Source organism: Aerococcus urinaehominis, from assembly GCF_001543245.1.
Classification (GTDB): Bacteria; Bacillota; Bacilli; order Lactobacillales; family Aerococcaceae; genus Aerococcus; species Aerococcus urinaehominis.
This window is the reverse complement of sequence record NZ_CP014163.1, coordinates 1,733,357-1,749,393: the sequence shown is the minus strand read 5'-3', so window position 1 is coordinate 1,749,393 and position 16,037 is coordinate 1,733,357. Positions and strand designations below refer to the sequence as shown.

Sequence of the window (16,037 nt, the reverse complement as noted above, 5' to 3'; positions counted from 1 at the left end):
TTGCGCGGTACCACCCTACTATGCCAACCAAGTTGGCACGCTTGCTCATAACGGCGAGTCCCGGAGCTAGTTCGGCAAAGCCTCCTAGTCACTACATGGGTGGATTCCCCTCTTGTTACTAACCATTCACAGCAACCATGGTCTTTCTGTAAGCAAGCAAGAAGCTACTAGTCCCAATCAATTTAGGTTTATATCTGCCATCATTATAAGCTTGACACAAGATTTTGTCAAATCCGGGTGGGCTAACTAAAAAGCGCCCTGAACTGAATCAGGGTGTGACGAGTAGCGCTTTGAACTGAATCCTTGGAATAAAAGACGACCAATATCGCAGATATTGTGGCGGATTTTATGAAAGGACTTCAGTTCAGCTACTCGGAACCCGACTAATCAGGGTGTGAGCTTTAGCGCTCAGACCACCCCCGCGGCCAATCAACTGCTAACTAGCCTTAGTCCGCTTCATCCTCAGCCTTTACCAGCTGGCCAATAGCGGCCTGGCCCTGGTTAATGGCATTGGCCACTAGGTCATCAAAGCGGACCCAGGAAGCCTGCTGGCAAGCCGTTAGCAACATGGCAATATTGACGCCAGTGACCACGGCAATCTTGTCATCCTGGCTGGCTAGGTCACGACTGACACGGCCTGGTGTCCCCTCGGCTAAATCAGTAAAAATAACCGCCCCTTGGTCAGCGTCTTTTAAAGCCGCTTGTAACTTACTAGTCAATTCGGGAATCCCGTCACTGACCCCATAGGCCAGGGCCTGGAGCTGTGGCTGGGGGCCCATAATCATTTCAACACTTTGGGCCAAGGCTTGGCCGGCGGGACCGTGGGTAGCAATAATTAATTGAATCATAGGGCCTCCTAGTGGACGATTTCTTGCTTAAAGTCGGCAATATCAATGGCATCCCGGCCAACCATTTTCAGGTGGTTAACCAATTCTGCAGGAGCCATTTGGCCACGCTTAATAAAGAATTCCACTAGCATGGTCATATTATAACCAGTAGCCACCATAATGGACGGATGGATGGCCTTGCAGGTCATGGCTGCTTCATAAGGCAGGCCATAAGGTTGGTCAACAAAAATAATCGCTGGCTCATCACTCTGCCGGCCCATGTCTTGTAATTTTTGATACATTTCTTGGCCCAGTTCTTCCGGGATAACAGCTTCTTCATGGGTAATAACGGCCACATCTTCCTGGGGCCCGGCAATTAATTCAACCGAGGCAAACATACCTTGGGCAGCTGGTCCGTGGCTACAAATAACGACTCGCATCATGCACCTCTTTTTCTAAATCCTGTGAAGGTCAATCGTTTTCATATACTTACATGTCATCTTAACCTTTTTCTAACAATTTGGCAATCATTAGCTGACCGCATCCAGATCCAGAAAGAGTTGGTAGACTGCCCCTAAGAGGTTGGACTGGCCGACAAATTGGCAGGCTTGGATTTCTGGCTGGGCAATCATTTGGCCAAAAATCCCCGCCTGGTCGCAAACAAGCTGGTACTGGCGGGCAATTTCCTCAGCCACAATCGGCTGTTGGCTGATGCCGCCACCAATCACCACCCGGTCCAAGTCGATAATAGCCTGGCAATTAAAAATCACCACCGCCAGGCCGTGGCAAAAGGCCTGGAAGTCAGCCCAAACCCGGTCATCGCCTTCATTAATGGCCGCAAAAACGGCCTGGCCATCACTAGGATCAGCTAACCCTAATTTCTGGCCCATGGCGGTCACTGTCGCCACCGGGGAGAAGACCTTACCGACTGCCTTATCCTCACTCGGCTGCTGGTAGTCCGTCATCATAAAGCTAACTTCACCAGCCTGGAAGTGAGCCCCTTGCAATAAGTGGCCAGCCGCAATGATACCGCCACCCAGGCCCGTTCCTAAAATCAGGGCCAGGCCCTGGTCGATACCCTTTAAGGAACCCTGCCACTGTTCAGCTAGGGCAGCCGCCTTGCCGTCGTTAATCACCGCGACCGGCAAGCCCGTGGCCCTTGTTAAAAAGGCCTTAGCTGCAAAGCCATCTAAAAAAGTCAAATTACCACCGAAGTGGACCACCCCCACCCGGGTGTCGACCCGACCAGGAATCGACAGCGCAATGCCGCCCACTTCATGCGGGGCTCCCTGATAAATATCCACCAGGGTTTGCTTGAAAGCTGGCAAATGCTGCGGGGTCGGCCGTTGACCACTCTGGAGCACCTGGCCGTCATGACTGACCAGGGCATACTTAATAAAAGTCCCACCCACATCAATGGCTAAATATTCCTTCACGCCACTACCTCCTCTGAAAGCGCTCTTTTATCTTATTATACGGCAAGCCAGACCAATAACCAACTCAAAGTTTTTCCTAGCTTAAAAAACACAAATCAGCTAAGTATAGTCCGTGAATTTGACTTTTTAGTTAATAGCCCCTAGTATCCTCACGTTATCAAAAAAGGGTGTGACCTCGGCCACACCCTGCTACCGCAAAAGCTTTTTATTTATAACTTTAACCGCCAGCTAATGGGTCTGCCAAGCTTGTTCAGCCTGGTCCAGAGCCAACCAGTTAATGGTGGTATAAACATTGGCCACCGGAGCAAAGTAAAGGAGGCCAATCCCTAAGAGCAGGATGCCCACCAAAATTTGCAGGCCGGCAATCAGGGTGACCTTCAGCAAGGTCCAATAATATCTAGTGGTGAACCGCCAAACCCGCTTGATTAAATCACCCAGAGGCATGGTTTCATCTTGAGCGATAAAGTAATCAATACTACCGCCAAAAGGCACCAAACCAATAGTCAAGACCAGGAAAGGAATAAAGGCCAAAAGCCAGAACAGGATACCACTATCCAGGCTCAGAGCCAGCAGAATTGTCAGACCCAGTCCGATAAGCACTAAGATCGTTAGAGGCAGAATAACAATTAGCGAAGCTACAGAAGACTTCCACAGAATCTGCCAAGCCTGCCGCCAGGACAAGTGGTTGAGGACCACCCGGCTAAAGTCGGCCTCAGGATCTTGGGCAGCAGCGATGACATAGCGGGTCAAATAATTGCTGATCAAGGTGGTAATCACCCAGCCCCCCAGAGTCAGGCTAATGATAAGGCCGGGCCGGTCTTGAAGGTTATCAAATTGGGCAGAACCAGAAAACATACCAGATAATATGGTTAAACCTAAAATAATTTTCCAGTGTTGGTGGAAGATTTCACGTGCGCGTTTAAACATGAGCCCACATCCTTTCTTTGGGTCTATTATACTAGAAATTTGCTGCTAACCCAATGGATATACCCAGTGCGGATTAACCTGGCGCTGGTCTTGATTACGGCCAGTCGGCAACTCAGCTGGCGAGCTTTGACCCAAGGCGAGAACCTGGCAATCAGGACAGTGAAGGTACCATTTATCGTAATCTTGGTCCGGGATATAGTTATCAAAGTGTTTGATTAGACTATGGTAGATACTATTTTCACAATGGGATTTGACCCAAAACTCTCCGCACGACCGGCAGGTAAAGTAGTATTTTTTGTTGCCCCGCTTGGTTGCTAGCTTTCTCCGATGGACCTGGTCGCTGGCCGCCCCGCAATACCAACAGCGGTCAAACATAGCCAAGTGGTATTCCATCAGCATGCGCAAGTAATTGGTCAGGCTGGCCGTTTGCAAGGGATCAACCGGGATAGCTTGAAAGGCGAGCGGGTGCTGGTGGCCCTCATAATAGGTCGCTTGCCCCAACTTCTCATAACGCCTCTCCTTGGCCGCCATACTTAAGTTAATTTGCTGGTCAAAATTGAGGTCGTAATAAGGATAGGAACCAAAGTTAGTCATTTGGTCAACTTGGCCCGGATACATAATAGCTGACGACACCACATCATTATTTTGCCAATGGTCTACGAGAAAGTCAGCCTGGGCGTCAGTCGGCGTGAGGCCATTATACTTATCCATGGCCACATCAGTCACAGTCTGGTAATAGGTCTGGTTAAGGGCCTGGCCCGCCTGAATACCAAAATCCTGGTACTTGGCATCAGTGATGGCCAGTTTATGCACTCCCAGAGACTGATTATAAATTTCCAGGACAATATCTGGCGTCAGGTAGTGATAAAAGCGTTCCTTGGCCAGATTATACTTGTCCCCATAAATCTTGGCCTGGTAATGGAGGCGGGCCTGGTAATCACCCAAGCTCAAGTCGCAGTAGAAGGCCTGCTGGCTGGCATCCACCTGACCAGCCTGGTCAATGGTCCTAGCCAGCTGGTCTTTGACCTGCTGCCAATGACCAGCATCAAGTTGCCAGCCCCCCGCAATCAACCGGTCAACCAGGCTAAAATACAGCCATTGCTCAAAGAGGACGGGCGACTCCTTGGCATTAACGGTCACCGGGTCCATTACTAGAGTCTCTCCCAGCTTGAGAACCTGGTTAATTTCTTGGACCAGTTGGTAGAGCTTGAGGTAATGGGGGTGGGAAGAAAAAGTCGGCGTCAAATGTACTTGGAGACGGTCAAGCAAATTGACCTGATCAAAGAAAGGTTGATCGATTAAGGCCCGTAATTGCTCGCCAATCTGGGCCAGGACCGCCTGACTCCTAGTTTGACCTTGGACCCGGTCGATATCTTGGCTGAGCTTGGCCAAACGTTTCTTGCCCCTAAGCTGACCGTCTTGGCTAGCCTGGGCCTGAAAAGCCAGGTCGGCTACCAGGGCTTGGTGCTGGTCACGACTTAGGCTGGCATTTAATAACTGGTCACCAATTTTGATGGTCCTGATGGCCATAATATTAAAGTTATGCTTGATATAGCCCTTGTGTTCACGCATCACCAGGTCGCTTAAGGGATAATTACCATCTGGCGCATCCAAGTCAACCTGAATTAAAATTTTTACCGGTGCTTGATTGCCATTTAGAAAACGGCAGAGCTGGTAGTAGAGGTTTAGGCTGGTCGGGTCGCTTAGCTTAAAATTGAACTGGCCATAATAGCCGTACATGCTATCGCTATGCTTATTAGTTCTAGTCCTGGCACCTAGCTGCGGCTTAAAAACCGTGAATCGAGGGCCGGATCCCTGCCAATTTTTTTGCCACAGGCTGGACCTTTGGTGGAGAAGCCAAGCCTGGTCACGGCCACTATCCTTGTAAGCTAACTGTTCAAGGGCCAAATTATTGGATTGATCTAGGCCTGAACCAGGGTTATTAAGCGTGTAATGGATAGTTTGCGATAAGCCTCGCTGCCAGGCGCTGATACTGGGACCTGGTAGAGACACTGGGTCTTGGACGCCGCGCGTTTCAAAATAAATCCAGCAGGGCCGGCCGGACTGCTTGGCATGGCCACCTGCCCTAGCCAGAGTCTGACGGATTTGGTCGACCTGGGCCTGGTCAGCTGCTTGATTAGCCTGTATTTTTTCCGCTACTAAGCCAGCCAATTGGTCCATACTTAGATTGGCCAGCTGGTCCACCTGACCCAGACCCAAGCCAGCCAATTCTTGGCTGAGGTCACCCTGGGCTTGGTCATGACTGGCCTGGTCCCGGGCTTCCTCCTGGGTCTGACGCTGGTCGACAAAGGCTAAAAGATCAAGTAGTGACTGCTTGATGACCTGGTTTTCATAGCTGGACAGGTTATTTTCAAAGTGGCGGCTGGGATAGGCAGCCCGGCCTGGTTGCAGGTAGCGGGTCAGCTCACGTTTGAGGTCAAACTTGCCCAAATCTTGGTCCTTGGTCAGCCGCATCACTGGTTGCATAGTGACAAAGGGCTCAGCTACCAGTCGGTTAACGTGCACTTTTAAATCAGCCATGAGCTCGGCTAACCGGTCCACCAGCGCCTGACTATAACTCGCTAGTCCTGACTGGCCCGGCGTCGGCTGCCACTGGTAGCGGTGGCTGGTTTGGTAGCTGAGAAAGTCCTTAATAAAGAACTTTTCCTGGATTTGATAGAGGTCAGCCACCATCCGGTCCACCCGGTGCTGGTCTAATAACTTGGCCAAAAGACGGACCTGACACTGGTCTTGGCTACCATCCTGGTAGTAAATCTGAATGAGACTCTCCCCCACCGTATTATGCAGGAGGGACTTGTCAGCCAAATCCTCCCGCCACACTAACCGGCTAGCTGGATCTGGACCAGCTATCACCAGCTGGCGCGGGGCACCGTTGCCGCTAACCTCAACCCGGTCAGCTGGCTGGTCCAGCTTGAGGGCCAGGTAAGACTGGCTATATTCCAAAAACTGGTAGACATCCTGGTCGGCCTGGATTTGGTAGCGGTCCAGGAGGTAATCATTAATTTGCTGGTATTTAAAGGGTATCTGGCATACTTGCATATCATCAGCTCCAATAGGTAAAGAGGCCATTGCCAGCAGCCATCTGGTCAATCTTACTAGTTAATTCAGGCCGGCTTTCCCCCAGTAGGGACTGTAAATCTTGGCCAGCGCGTGGGTGATCCTGGCTCGGTAAATGGATTTTAGGCAGGAATTTCAAGCTCACCAAATCATAGCGCAGGTCTTGGGCCGACCGGTCTAATTGACTGCCAATGGTCCAATACTTGTCGCGGTGTTTGGCCAAACGGGCGCTGATTGACAACTGGAGGTTTTGTTCAAAGTAGTCTGCTACCGCCTGCAAATAATCCTGGCTCTCACCTTCACCCCCGTCTGGCTGGTAGTCAATCAAGGCATGACTGACTAGGTTTACCGGCTGAACCTGGCTTAAGTGGTCAGCCAGGCTGAAATCTACCTGGTCCAAACTAATCAAATAGGCCCGGTCAATCACCTTGGGGCTCAGGGGCTGGACATATCCCTCGGTGTTCATAGTCCCGAAAAAACGCAGATTTTTAGGTAGTTTTAAGTCGGCACTATAGGTTTTCAGATTGTGGACCTGGTCAATCAGTTGCTGGCGGCTGACCTGGTCACTAAAGGATAGGTGACTTGAATTAGCTTGATCAAGCTGGTCCAGTAAATTGGCCAACCAAGTCAAGCGCCCCTGCTGGACCTGCCTAGAATATAGGGAAATAGTGGGTTGGTCCTGGTCGCAGATACTTAGGAAGTCCGCAAAATAATTTTCTATCTGTGATAAGTTCAATTCATCCAAATTGACAAAGTAAAACTTATGACTGTTTTTCGGCTGGGCGGCCTCCAGAATAAAATCGACCAGGGCTGAGTTTTGATAGTTATTGGTAATGGGATTATAAAAACCTAACAGGTCTTGGCGGTCAACCCAAGTGGTCTGGACTGGCACATTTAAGTAAGCCTCGCCCATGACCTGGGCCAGCCCCTTAACCAAGGCACTTTTTCCCGTCCCGGACGGCCCCACCAGAATAGTCAGTTCATTGGCTAGCAGGCTGGTCACCACCTGGGCCAGCTTGTCTTCAGTAAAAAGCAAGCCAGCTTGGGCGTATAACTGGCCCTGCAACTTAGCAATCAAATCGCCATCAACTGCCAACCGTTCTTGGTTAGCCGTAGCGAATTTACTAGCCAGCTGGCTAGACATTTGTTGGGGCAGGTACCAGTTACTCTGGGTATAGTCTTGGACTAGGTCCTGGAGCTTGGCCTCTTCCTGGGCCAAAGTTTGCATCTCCCGGCCTAGCACAGTCATCTGGGCCTGTAATTGGTCAGCCTCAGTTTGGACCTGGTCCATAAAGTGGCGGTAGTCATCTAAAATATCAACCAAGAGGGCCGCGACTTGCCCTTGGTCGGCCAGGCTAGCTTGGGCCAGGACACCCTTATCTGACAAGGACTGGTAGACATGGTTGATATCAGCTTGGTCATAGGCTAAAAGGCGGTCAGCGAAAGCCTGGGAAATGGGCTGGCTAACCTGGTCAATCTGCAAAAGGGCCTGGCCTTTACTAACTTGACTGGTACGGAAGCTACCCACCACGATAAAGTAGGCCTCCGGCTGCTGGCGAATTTTCGCCTGGTCATCCTGGCTGACAAAAATGGTCAATTGGTCAGCCTCAACCACATTTGAGAAGTCCTTTTTGCTTAAGTCCCTTAAATCGAACATATCCGTCGCAAGCAGTTTAAAATGATTAGTGTCGCCAAAGTGGGCCAGGTAAATAAAATCCTTGTTCTTGGTTAGACCCAGGTCCTCCAGGTAGGCCAGTTTGGCCTGGCGGTTGAGCTGGACGTAATCACTAAAGCTGGTTATTGGTTCTTGCATATAAATTCCCCCACAGTCTAGATTAAGCCGACCTGAGCTAGCCAGGTCGCTTGTAATTGCTTTCATTATAGCACAGACCTGCCTGGCTTTTTCACTGGCTATACTAGCAAAGCTGATTCAAAGGCCTAAGCCCACCAGATAATTTAGCCAAACAAAAAGCGACCAGGTCATCTTGCGTCTGGTCGCTTGGCAATCATATCTGAAAAGTTCACACGGCCTTAATAGTCATTCAAAAATGTGGCAATGAGATCCTGGTACTGGTCAGGTTGGCGGATGGGAAATTCGCAGTGGCCGTAGCCTGGCAATTTGACCAGTTCCTTTTTGTCGTGGCTGATGCTATCGTAAATGTCCTGGCTCATGGTTGGCCGCAAGACTTCATCATCGGCCCCTACCGTAATTAATACCGGGACCTGGATTTTTGCCGCATAAGGCTGGCTAGCTAACTCTGCAAAACTGGTGCCCAACTTGGCCCGCATCATGATATTACCGGCAAAGGTTAAAAAGGCAGTAGGCAGGCCAGTCTGGTCCTCAATTTGCTGGAAAACTTTTTCAATCATTTGGAAACCATCCGACATGGGGCAATCCAAAATCAGGTAATCAAGCTGGTCGCCGGCTTGACCAGCCGCCATGGTGGCCGTGGCCCCACCAAAGGATTCCCCCCAGAGGATGGTTTGGGCCGGTGCGTATTGGCTATGGACGTAATCTAAAACCGCCAAGCAGTCCTGACTCTCTAAAACCCCATAGGTATTATAGGGCGCCTGGTTGCCACCAGAGTTGGCTTGGTCATAAGCCAAGACACTATAGCCCAAGTCGTAAAAGGTCTTCATCTGCTGGACCAGAGTCTTTTTGGTCCCCCCGAGCCCATGCAAGAGGACCACCACGCCCGTGGCTTGATTGTTGGCAATATAAATGGCCGGAATGTCCTGGTCATGTTGGCCACCAGGAATGGTGATTTCCTCCACCCCCAAGGGCACCAGGATATTATTGTAGGCCTGGTCATAGCGCTTTTCATTAGCCAAAGTCTCCTGGCGGTCAACTAGCTTAGTCGCGCCCTGAAAAACCTGGTTACCCACATAGAGGGTCAAACCTAGCGCCCCGACTAGGATAAAGGCCACCAGGAAAATCCCTAGACCCCTTAAAAGTTTTTTCATCATACCCACCTTCCTCGGCTGATAAATTGGCTAAATTCCCACTTAATTATACCAAGATTGGGTGCAATCACGAAAGTCTTAACATGACCATTTAATCAGCGACACCAAAAAGCGCCCAGTCAACGCTGGGCGCTAACAAATTATTAAACTGACCTTAATCTTGTTTTTTTCTCATTACTAGGCAAGAACCGGCTGCTAGAAGCACGAGGCTGAGGCTGGTTGCCCCTAGGCCAGCAACTGAACCAGTTACTGGTAAGGCCGCTTGACCACTGGCAGCGACTTGCTTGGCTGTGCTCGCTGCTTGGCTAGCTTTAGCCTGGCTCGATGTCACTGCAGGCTTGGTCGCTTGTTGGCTAGCCGTCCTGCCACCAGCTGACGCTGGGTCTTGGGTCTGACCGTTAGCTTGGTCAGCTACTGGTTGCTGATCGGCAACTTGGCCTGGGTTAACAGCTTGCTCTTGACCAGGTTGACTAAGTACAGGATCTGCTAGTTGACCGGTTTGGTCAGCCTGGGCTGAATCGCCAGCAATTTGATCAGAACCTGGTTGCTGGGGATTATTTTGATCCTTATCGGTCTTATCGCTTGGTGTTGATTCAGACCCACTAGGAGTTGATTGGTCAACTGTCGGTTTTGTAGTATCTTCTTGACTACCGACTAGTTGATCGCTTTGACCCGGTGTATGCGACTGATTTTGACCGGCTTGCGGATCTTGACCGCCTGGTTGCGGCAAGGATTCTGCTAAAATTTGCCGGCCTTCATGGTCAAAATGCATGACGGTGACATCATTGTAGACCCGGCGTTCGGTCCTAACCAAGTCGTAATTATCATCTAGAACTGGGAAGATATAGACTGGTTGGAAAATCAATTTAGAACCGTAATCCGTCTTGACTAAATCCATCTGCAAATGACCATAGTGGAGACCACCGTCAATCAAATGTTTCACACCATTTTCATTAGTCTGCCATAATTCAGGCTCATTAGCAGTGGCTGACCAAGCGGTATGGCTGTTGTATTTGAGGGGCACATAGTTGCCATTTTCATCCTTAACCATCTTTTCACCCCGCAGGCCGTCCGCTGCGACACCCACGTCAAAGACTTGGAAGCCAAGGCCGTTTTGGTCGCTATCAATCCAGCTGCGTTCAAACATTTCATCATGACCGGCAATTACAGCCGCAACCCCGTAAGCTTCAAACAGGGGTGAGAATACCCGCATCGCCACACCAGACTGGTTGTCCGGATGGGTATGGTTTGGCGGCGTCCCATGAACACCAGAAGAATATGGGGCATGGTGGAATTTAACCAGGATAATCTGACCCTTACTGCGGGCATCATTTAATTGGTCCACTACCCAGTTCCACTGGGCTGTACCTGGGTTAAAGGTCGGCATATCCGTTTCTCCAGCAGGACTGTTAGGATATAAAGACTGGTAACCCTTGTTGTAGTCGGCTAGAGTAAAGCTCCCCTGGGTATCAGTTGTCATATAAGGATCTTGACCAGCCACCCAAGTGTCTGGCTGTAAGATTTTGTCGTCACCACTATAGCTTTTGCCAGTGGTGTAGGCACCGACTTTTTCGTCAGGAATTCCCTTAGTTGAATCTAGGGTTAAAATGGTCACGGGACCAATGTCTGTCCGGTAGTAAGAATCCTTGTATTGGGGATTGTTTATGTCTCCCGGCGTTGTGAAATAGTCATGGTACTTGTTACGGGAAATAACCGCTGGCGTTGGATCGTCTGGTGTACCGTAACCACCATTGATAGCTGCATAGGTCTCCCAGTTACCCAAGGCAGGTAGAATCGGTGTGCCTGAAGCAATGTCGGTAAATTCACCCGCAAAATGACGGAAGAACTCATCCCAGGCAGGCTGATAGCCGGCACCCTGGGTCAGGTCACCAGCAATTAATAGGGCATCCGGGCTAGCCGCTTCAATATGTTTCAGGTTTTCATTTAGGGCCGTTTGTTGAGATAGTGGATAACGCACGAGGAAACCACCATTACGGTTTTGATTACCAAATTTTTGGTGGTAGGCTGAGCCTTCACCTGGTCGCTCTTCTGACCCTGCCACATAAGGCGTCACAGTATGAAGTTCCCATTCCCGGTTTTCTAGGGCACCTTTAGGCTCGGTTTCAGTATCCGAAAAAGCAATCAAGCGCAGGTGGCTCCAGTCTTCACTGGTTGGGAAGGTCTTAAAGTGGTTGCGGTATACCGTATCACCCACAGTTACCTGGTAGCTATACTGGGTATCGGCCTTTAGACCTGTGAAGTTAACGGTATTTTTATAATTTGAATTGGAATTTAACCAAGAACCTTGTGGTAAGGTCAAAGTCTTGCCATTACCTGGCTTGAAAGAAATAGTTTCTTCAATTTCCTTAGGCGTATATTCCGCCAGGTCCAAGTATTGTACGCTGGAAGTTTGGGAAGCCACTAGGTCTTGACCTAAATACAGGTCAACCTGGCCAGGTTGGTCAAATTCAGAAATCCAGTTGAGGACCACGCTGTTGGCCGTTGGTGACTGGATATAAGGTAAGACTCGTAGGTCCTGGCTCGGCTTTGGTAGCTGGGCATACAAGGCCGCTTCCTTGGCCGCGATTTCTTCCGCTGTGTAAGGTTTCTCAGCAATTAAGCCAGTGGCTGGATTAATCTTCAAGTCCTGATTAGACTGGTTAAATAAGAAAAGATGGGTGTCATTAGAAGAATCATTAGGCACACCAACGCCAGTCACGACCTGACTAGTCCTGGCGGGCACTTGGGCCTCTACCTGCCAGATTAAATGGTTAGGATTACCAGCATGGCCAACCCCAAAAGTGATCTGGGCGTCTTGGTCACTGGCATTAGTAACCTCCGCTTGGGCCTCGTAGCGGTTACCCTTTTGGATTCGCATCGGAATCTTGCCCAAGTCTTGATGGGCCTGGCTAGCTAGAGCCACTTGGTCATTTGCTGTTTCATTAACTGGCTCAGTTTCCGTCACTAAATCATTAGTTGGGGCGGCCCCTTGATCAGTCGTCTGGTCCTTGGTCGCGTCAGTTACGGGCTCAGCCGCTTGGACTTGATTAGTCATAAAGGCTAATAAAATCGCAGCCGAAGTAGAAGCTAAAAGGCGTTTTTTCATCATTTCCTCCATTTTAAAAAACCAGGGCTATAGGTTGCCCTTGAGTCATTTCTTGTTTAAATCCAGTATACGAAGCCATTGTTAATTTCCAGTAAATTTAGTGTGAGTCTTTTGTAAAATTTTACAACAAGAAAACCCCAACCAAATCTGGTTGGGGAGACCCTACTAGCAATATATATTTTTAATTATCTACTAACTATTCTTTACTTATCTTTTTCTGAAAAAATATGAAAAGATAACAAGCGATTACAAATGGTATTGTTAAAAGCGGTAGATTAACTAGACTCAAAATATAGCCCAACATAAAATCCAAACAAACAGTAGCCAGGGGTGTCAATATTATCCAAGTCCAACCTGACCGCAACATGTCTAATTGTTCTAAAGATAGCACTACTAAGATAGTATTGTAGCTATACAAACCCAAAGTCAGACTATTGGCATCAGCTCCTACTATATAGGCCACTAAAAGACTTAATATAAGAGATAGAATCATTTTCACTGTGCGCATTTTTTGATCAATTAATATACCAATTAAAATTAATAAACTAGCAGTAATATGATCCAGTAAAAATATTTCTCCAAAAGCTTTTATGCCACCAATGAAGAAGTTGGAAAGACTGAAATAGTTAATACTACTTGTAAGTGTTTGGTTAGTCCAATGGTCTACACCACTATGCTGAGACCATAAAACTAATAGCCATGTCATCAATATAAAGGGTAGCGTTAAGATTGGTAAATTTTTCTTGCCAAAATAATTTCCAAAATAGTAAGAAATTACTACGTTCAAAATTCCTACACCCATAGATAATATGATACCTAGCCAAAAATCGTAGTGTTGACTAATAAAGATAGCAGTCAGTACAGAGGAATAACCTAATAGACCTGCACTAATATCTGATGAAGGAATACTAGACCACTTGAGCGCCACTAATAGACTAGTTAATACTGCTACCAAACTAAGAAAGGCAGATAAGGGAGAACTGATAAGGATAGCTAGAAAAACTAGCGCTCCCGTAAGCCAATTCTCAATTAATAGTACCTGACTATAGTTATTGAAAAAGTCAAAATATTGATTAGCTTTATAAGATCTATGCATATCAATCACCACTAATACTTTCTAAATAGAGGAATATGAGCACCAGGATCTTCTTCTTGCAATAAGTCAAAATAACATGTGCGTACTAAAGCTTCTAAATCTTGAGTTTGGTTAGCTAAAGCACGAATGGTATATCCATTAATAGGAAGTAATGATATACCAAAATAAAGATTAGGAAATTTTCTTTGCAGGTAATCGTGAAGAAGACTAATACGTTCTGTATCATAAGGCGGCGCTATTAGGCTAATAGTAGCTAATTTACTATGTCCCTCCAGTCGTCCAAAGCTCCCCACCTGCATTTGACCAGGTGATAAATAGAGTCTATCCATACTGATAAGTTGGCTATCTACATAAATTTTTGATTTTAAATCAATAAGCTGATAACTAAACCCCTTCTGCTCAGGATCCCATCCAGGCGTAATAATTTCCGAATTCATAAATGAGGCACCAGCATGTAAATGAACTTCTTGTTCCTGAATGTATGAACCATCTTTATAAACAATAATCGGATCATTAATATTAATTAATAAACTATTTTCTTCAGCACGAAGAAGGGTTTTTTGATAAACAGGTTGACTTGGCGTTTTGTAAACTTTAGTGGCTGATTGGGTTGTTAAATTGAATCGCGTCCCTCTTTTTGCTAAGGCCTCAATCTGATATTCATCTCCATCTAAATACCCACCACCTGGATTAAGCATAAAATAAGTAAGTGTCCCTTGGTTATCAAGGTAGTGGGGCCTAACAACACGTAATGGACCTTGAGAAAAAGTATAGTCAGGAACCGTTCGGTCTCCTTTTTGCTTAACACTAACCTTAAGGATTCCCTTAGTCCCCATTTTTGTCCCCAATCACAGCATGCTTACGCACCCAATCAATTACTTGTTCTAAACCAGTATGATCTTGCAGATTTGTAAAGATAGTCGGCTTATCCCCACGATATTTCTTAGCATCACTCTCCATAATCGATAAGTCAGCATGAACATGTGGCGCTAAATCAATTTTATTAATAATGAATAAATCAGATTTAATCATACCTTGACCACCCTTACGTGGGATTTTTTCACCTTGAGCAACGTCAATGATATAAATACTTAAATCAACTAATTCTGGGCTAAAAGTAGCGGCTAAGTTGTCACCACCACTCTCTACAAAAATCAGTTCGACATCTGGAAAGGCTGCTTCTAAGTCTTCAATGGCTGCTTCATTCATTGAAGGATCTTCACGTATTGCTGTATGAGGACAGCCACCAGTCTCAACCCCAACAATACGATTCGCCTCTAAAACACCAGTATTAATTAGATAATTAGCATCTTCTTTAGTGTATATATCATTAGTAACGACAGCTATACTAATATCATTTTTTAATTCTTTGACCAGTTGTTCAATCAAAAAGGTTTTTCCTGCACCAACTGGTCCTCCTACTCCAATACGAATTGCATCCATTTAAGACGCCTCCATTTCTTACTTACGACATAAAGTTTCTTGCTCGTAAAAATTCATGCTGCATCTGAGCAATTTCTAACCCAGGGCTTGCTACACCAAAAGGTACATTTACATTTTCAATCAATTCTAATGACCACTTAGAAATCAAATCTTGATAAGAGAAGATTAAGCGTTGCCCTGCAACTTGTCCGATTGGAATACCCCGAACAGCATTTTGTACAATCGAAATAAGCATATTCATTAAATAGGTCTCAATCGTCGTCTTCTGATCAACACCAATGTTATGCGCTAGCAAAGTATATACAATAGCTTGATGCGGTGATATTCGCTTTTCTTTAATAAGATTTTGATAAGCGTCTAGCGTCTCATCATTATGTAGTTGTTTAGCTAGCTTTAAGAATTGCCTGCCCATGCGTAAATTAGCATCTCGGACTTCTTTTGGCGATAGTAAAGCATTTAATTGTTCATTGTACGCACATACAGATGCTAAATCATGATTGTCTAAGGCTTCAACTACGCGGGCCACAGCATAACCATCACTTAACACAACTTGATCATATAAATAAGTATCCAACCATTTGGCAAATTCATCTGCGTTATTAATCTTACCTGCCATCATATACGTTTCAAATCCAAATGAGTGACTAAAAGACCCAATTGGAAAATTTGAGTCACTCATTTGGAGTAATAATAATGCATTAGACATGGCGATGATCCACGTGTCTAAATGGTTCAGGTAGATTAATTTTTTCCCTTGTAAATGGAATACCCTCTTTATCTAATAGCTCCGCTACAAGGTAGTCATATTGAACAAGCATCGCATCATCCATAAATTGAGCTGGTAGATGACGATTTCCTAAATTGTGAGCAATGATACCCATATCATGAATACTAGTAGGTCTAATCACAATGCAGTCTTCTTCAAGTACTTTAACAACGATTCGATTATTATCATCCTCGAATAAGATATCATCTACATGGAGATGGTCACCACGAGATAGCTTAACAGTTATCTCATTGCCGTGATCAGTCGTTAAATGATGTAAACGTCTAGCTAGGTTCTCGTTTTCAACATAAACTAATTCTTGATGTTTATGATCAGAACCAGATTTATCTCTTAAGTTCCCTTGGATTTCAGTAATTAACATAGTGCCTCCTTT

General features: G+C 46.6%; 13 protein-coding genes and 1 other annotated feature (1 of these 14 cut by a window edge). All 13 genes read right to left on the bottom strand.

All coding sequences use genetic code 11. From position 1 onward, the window contains the following. Positions 1 to 192, bottom strand: a binding site (T-box leader) (it extends 29 nt beyond the left edge of the window). 254 nt (positions 193 to 446) lie between these two features. Further along, entirely contained in the window at positions 447 to 848 is a 402-nt protein-coding gene (locus tag AWM75_RS08170) for a PTS sugar transporter subunit IIA (RefSeq protein ID WP_067980682.1), read from the bottom strand. 8 nt (positions 849 to 856) lie between these two features. Beyond that, the gene (locus AWM75_RS08165) at positions 857 to 1,267 is read right to left on the bottom strand and encodes a PTS sugar transporter subunit IIA (RefSeq protein WP_067980679.1); all 411 of its coding nucleotides are present in this window, start codon (positions 1,265 to 1,267) and stop codon (positions 857 to 859) included. Between the two features lie 90 nt (positions 1,268 to 1,357). Then, positions 1,358 to 2,263, bottom strand: coding sequence for an ROK family protein (locus AWM75_RS08160; protein ID WP_067980677.1), 906 nt, complete (start codon positions 2,261 to 2,263; stop codon positions 1,358 to 1,360). Positions 2,264 to 2,491: 228 nt separating this feature from the next. Next, a complete protein-coding gene (locus tag AWM75_RS08155; RefSeq protein ID WP_067980675.1) occupies positions 2,492 to 3,190 on the bottom strand; it encodes a hypothetical protein in 699 nt (232 codons plus the stop codon). Between the two features lie 45 nt (positions 3,191 to 3,235). Next, a complete protein-coding gene (locus AWM75_RS08150) occupies positions 3,236 to 6,280 on the bottom strand; it encodes a hypothetical protein (protein WP_067980672.1) in 3,045 nt (1,014 codons plus the stop codon). Further along, positions 6,255 to 8,081, bottom strand: a complete 1,827-nt coding sequence (locus tag AWM75_RS08145; protein ID WP_067980671.1) for an AAA family ATPase — start codon at positions 8,079 to 8,081, stop codon at positions 6,255 to 6,257. Before AWM75_RS08145 ends, AWM75_RS08150 begins: the two co-directional genes overlap by 26 nt. Positions 8,082 to 8,299: 218 nt before the next feature. Beyond that, positions 8,300 to 9,235 (bottom strand): alpha/beta hydrolase, encoded by a 936-nt coding sequence (locus AWM75_RS08140; protein WP_074572637.1) that lies wholly within the window; start codon positions 9,233 to 9,235, stop codon positions 8,300 to 8,302. A gap of 151 nt (positions 9,236 to 9,386) precedes the next feature. After that, a complete protein-coding gene (locus tag AWM75_RS08135; RefSeq protein WP_074572640.1) occupies positions 9,387 to 12,338 on the bottom strand; it encodes a metallophosphoesterase in 2,952 nt (983 codons plus the stop codon). A 196-nt stretch (positions 12,339 to 12,534) separates the two neighbouring features. Next, positions 12,535 to 13,434 carry an urea transporter gene (locus AWM75_RS08130; protein WP_145862475.1) on the bottom strand — a complete coding sequence of 300 codons (900 nt, stop codon included), beginning with the start codon at positions 13,432 to 13,434 and terminating at the stop codon, positions 12,535 to 12,537. Between the two features lie 11 nt (positions 13,435 to 13,445). Then, positions 13,446 to 14,270, bottom strand: coding sequence for an urease accessory protein UreD (locus AWM75_RS08125; RefSeq protein WP_067980665.1), 825 nt, complete (start codon positions 14,268 to 14,270; stop codon positions 13,446 to 13,448). Then, complete coding sequence (gene ureG / locus AWM75_RS08120; protein WP_067980663.1) at positions 14,260 to 14,877, bottom strand: urease accessory protein UreG; 618 nt, start codon at positions 14,875 to 14,877, stop codon at positions 14,260 to 14,262. Before ureG ends, AWM75_RS08125 begins: the two co-directional genes overlap by 11 nt. 22 nt (positions 14,878 to 14,899) lie before the next feature. After that, a complete protein-coding gene (locus AWM75_RS08115; protein ID WP_067980661.1) occupies positions 14,900 to 15,583 on the bottom strand; it encodes an urease accessory protein UreF in 684 nt (227 codons plus the stop codon). Continuing rightward, complete coding sequence (locus AWM75_RS08110; protein WP_067980659.1) at positions 15,576 to 16,025, bottom strand: urease accessory protein UreE; 450 nt, start codon at positions 16,023 to 16,025, stop codon at positions 15,576 to 15,578. Before AWM75_RS08110 ends, AWM75_RS08115 begins: the two co-directional genes overlap by 8 nt. Positions 16,026 to 16,037 lie beyond the last annotated feature (12 nt).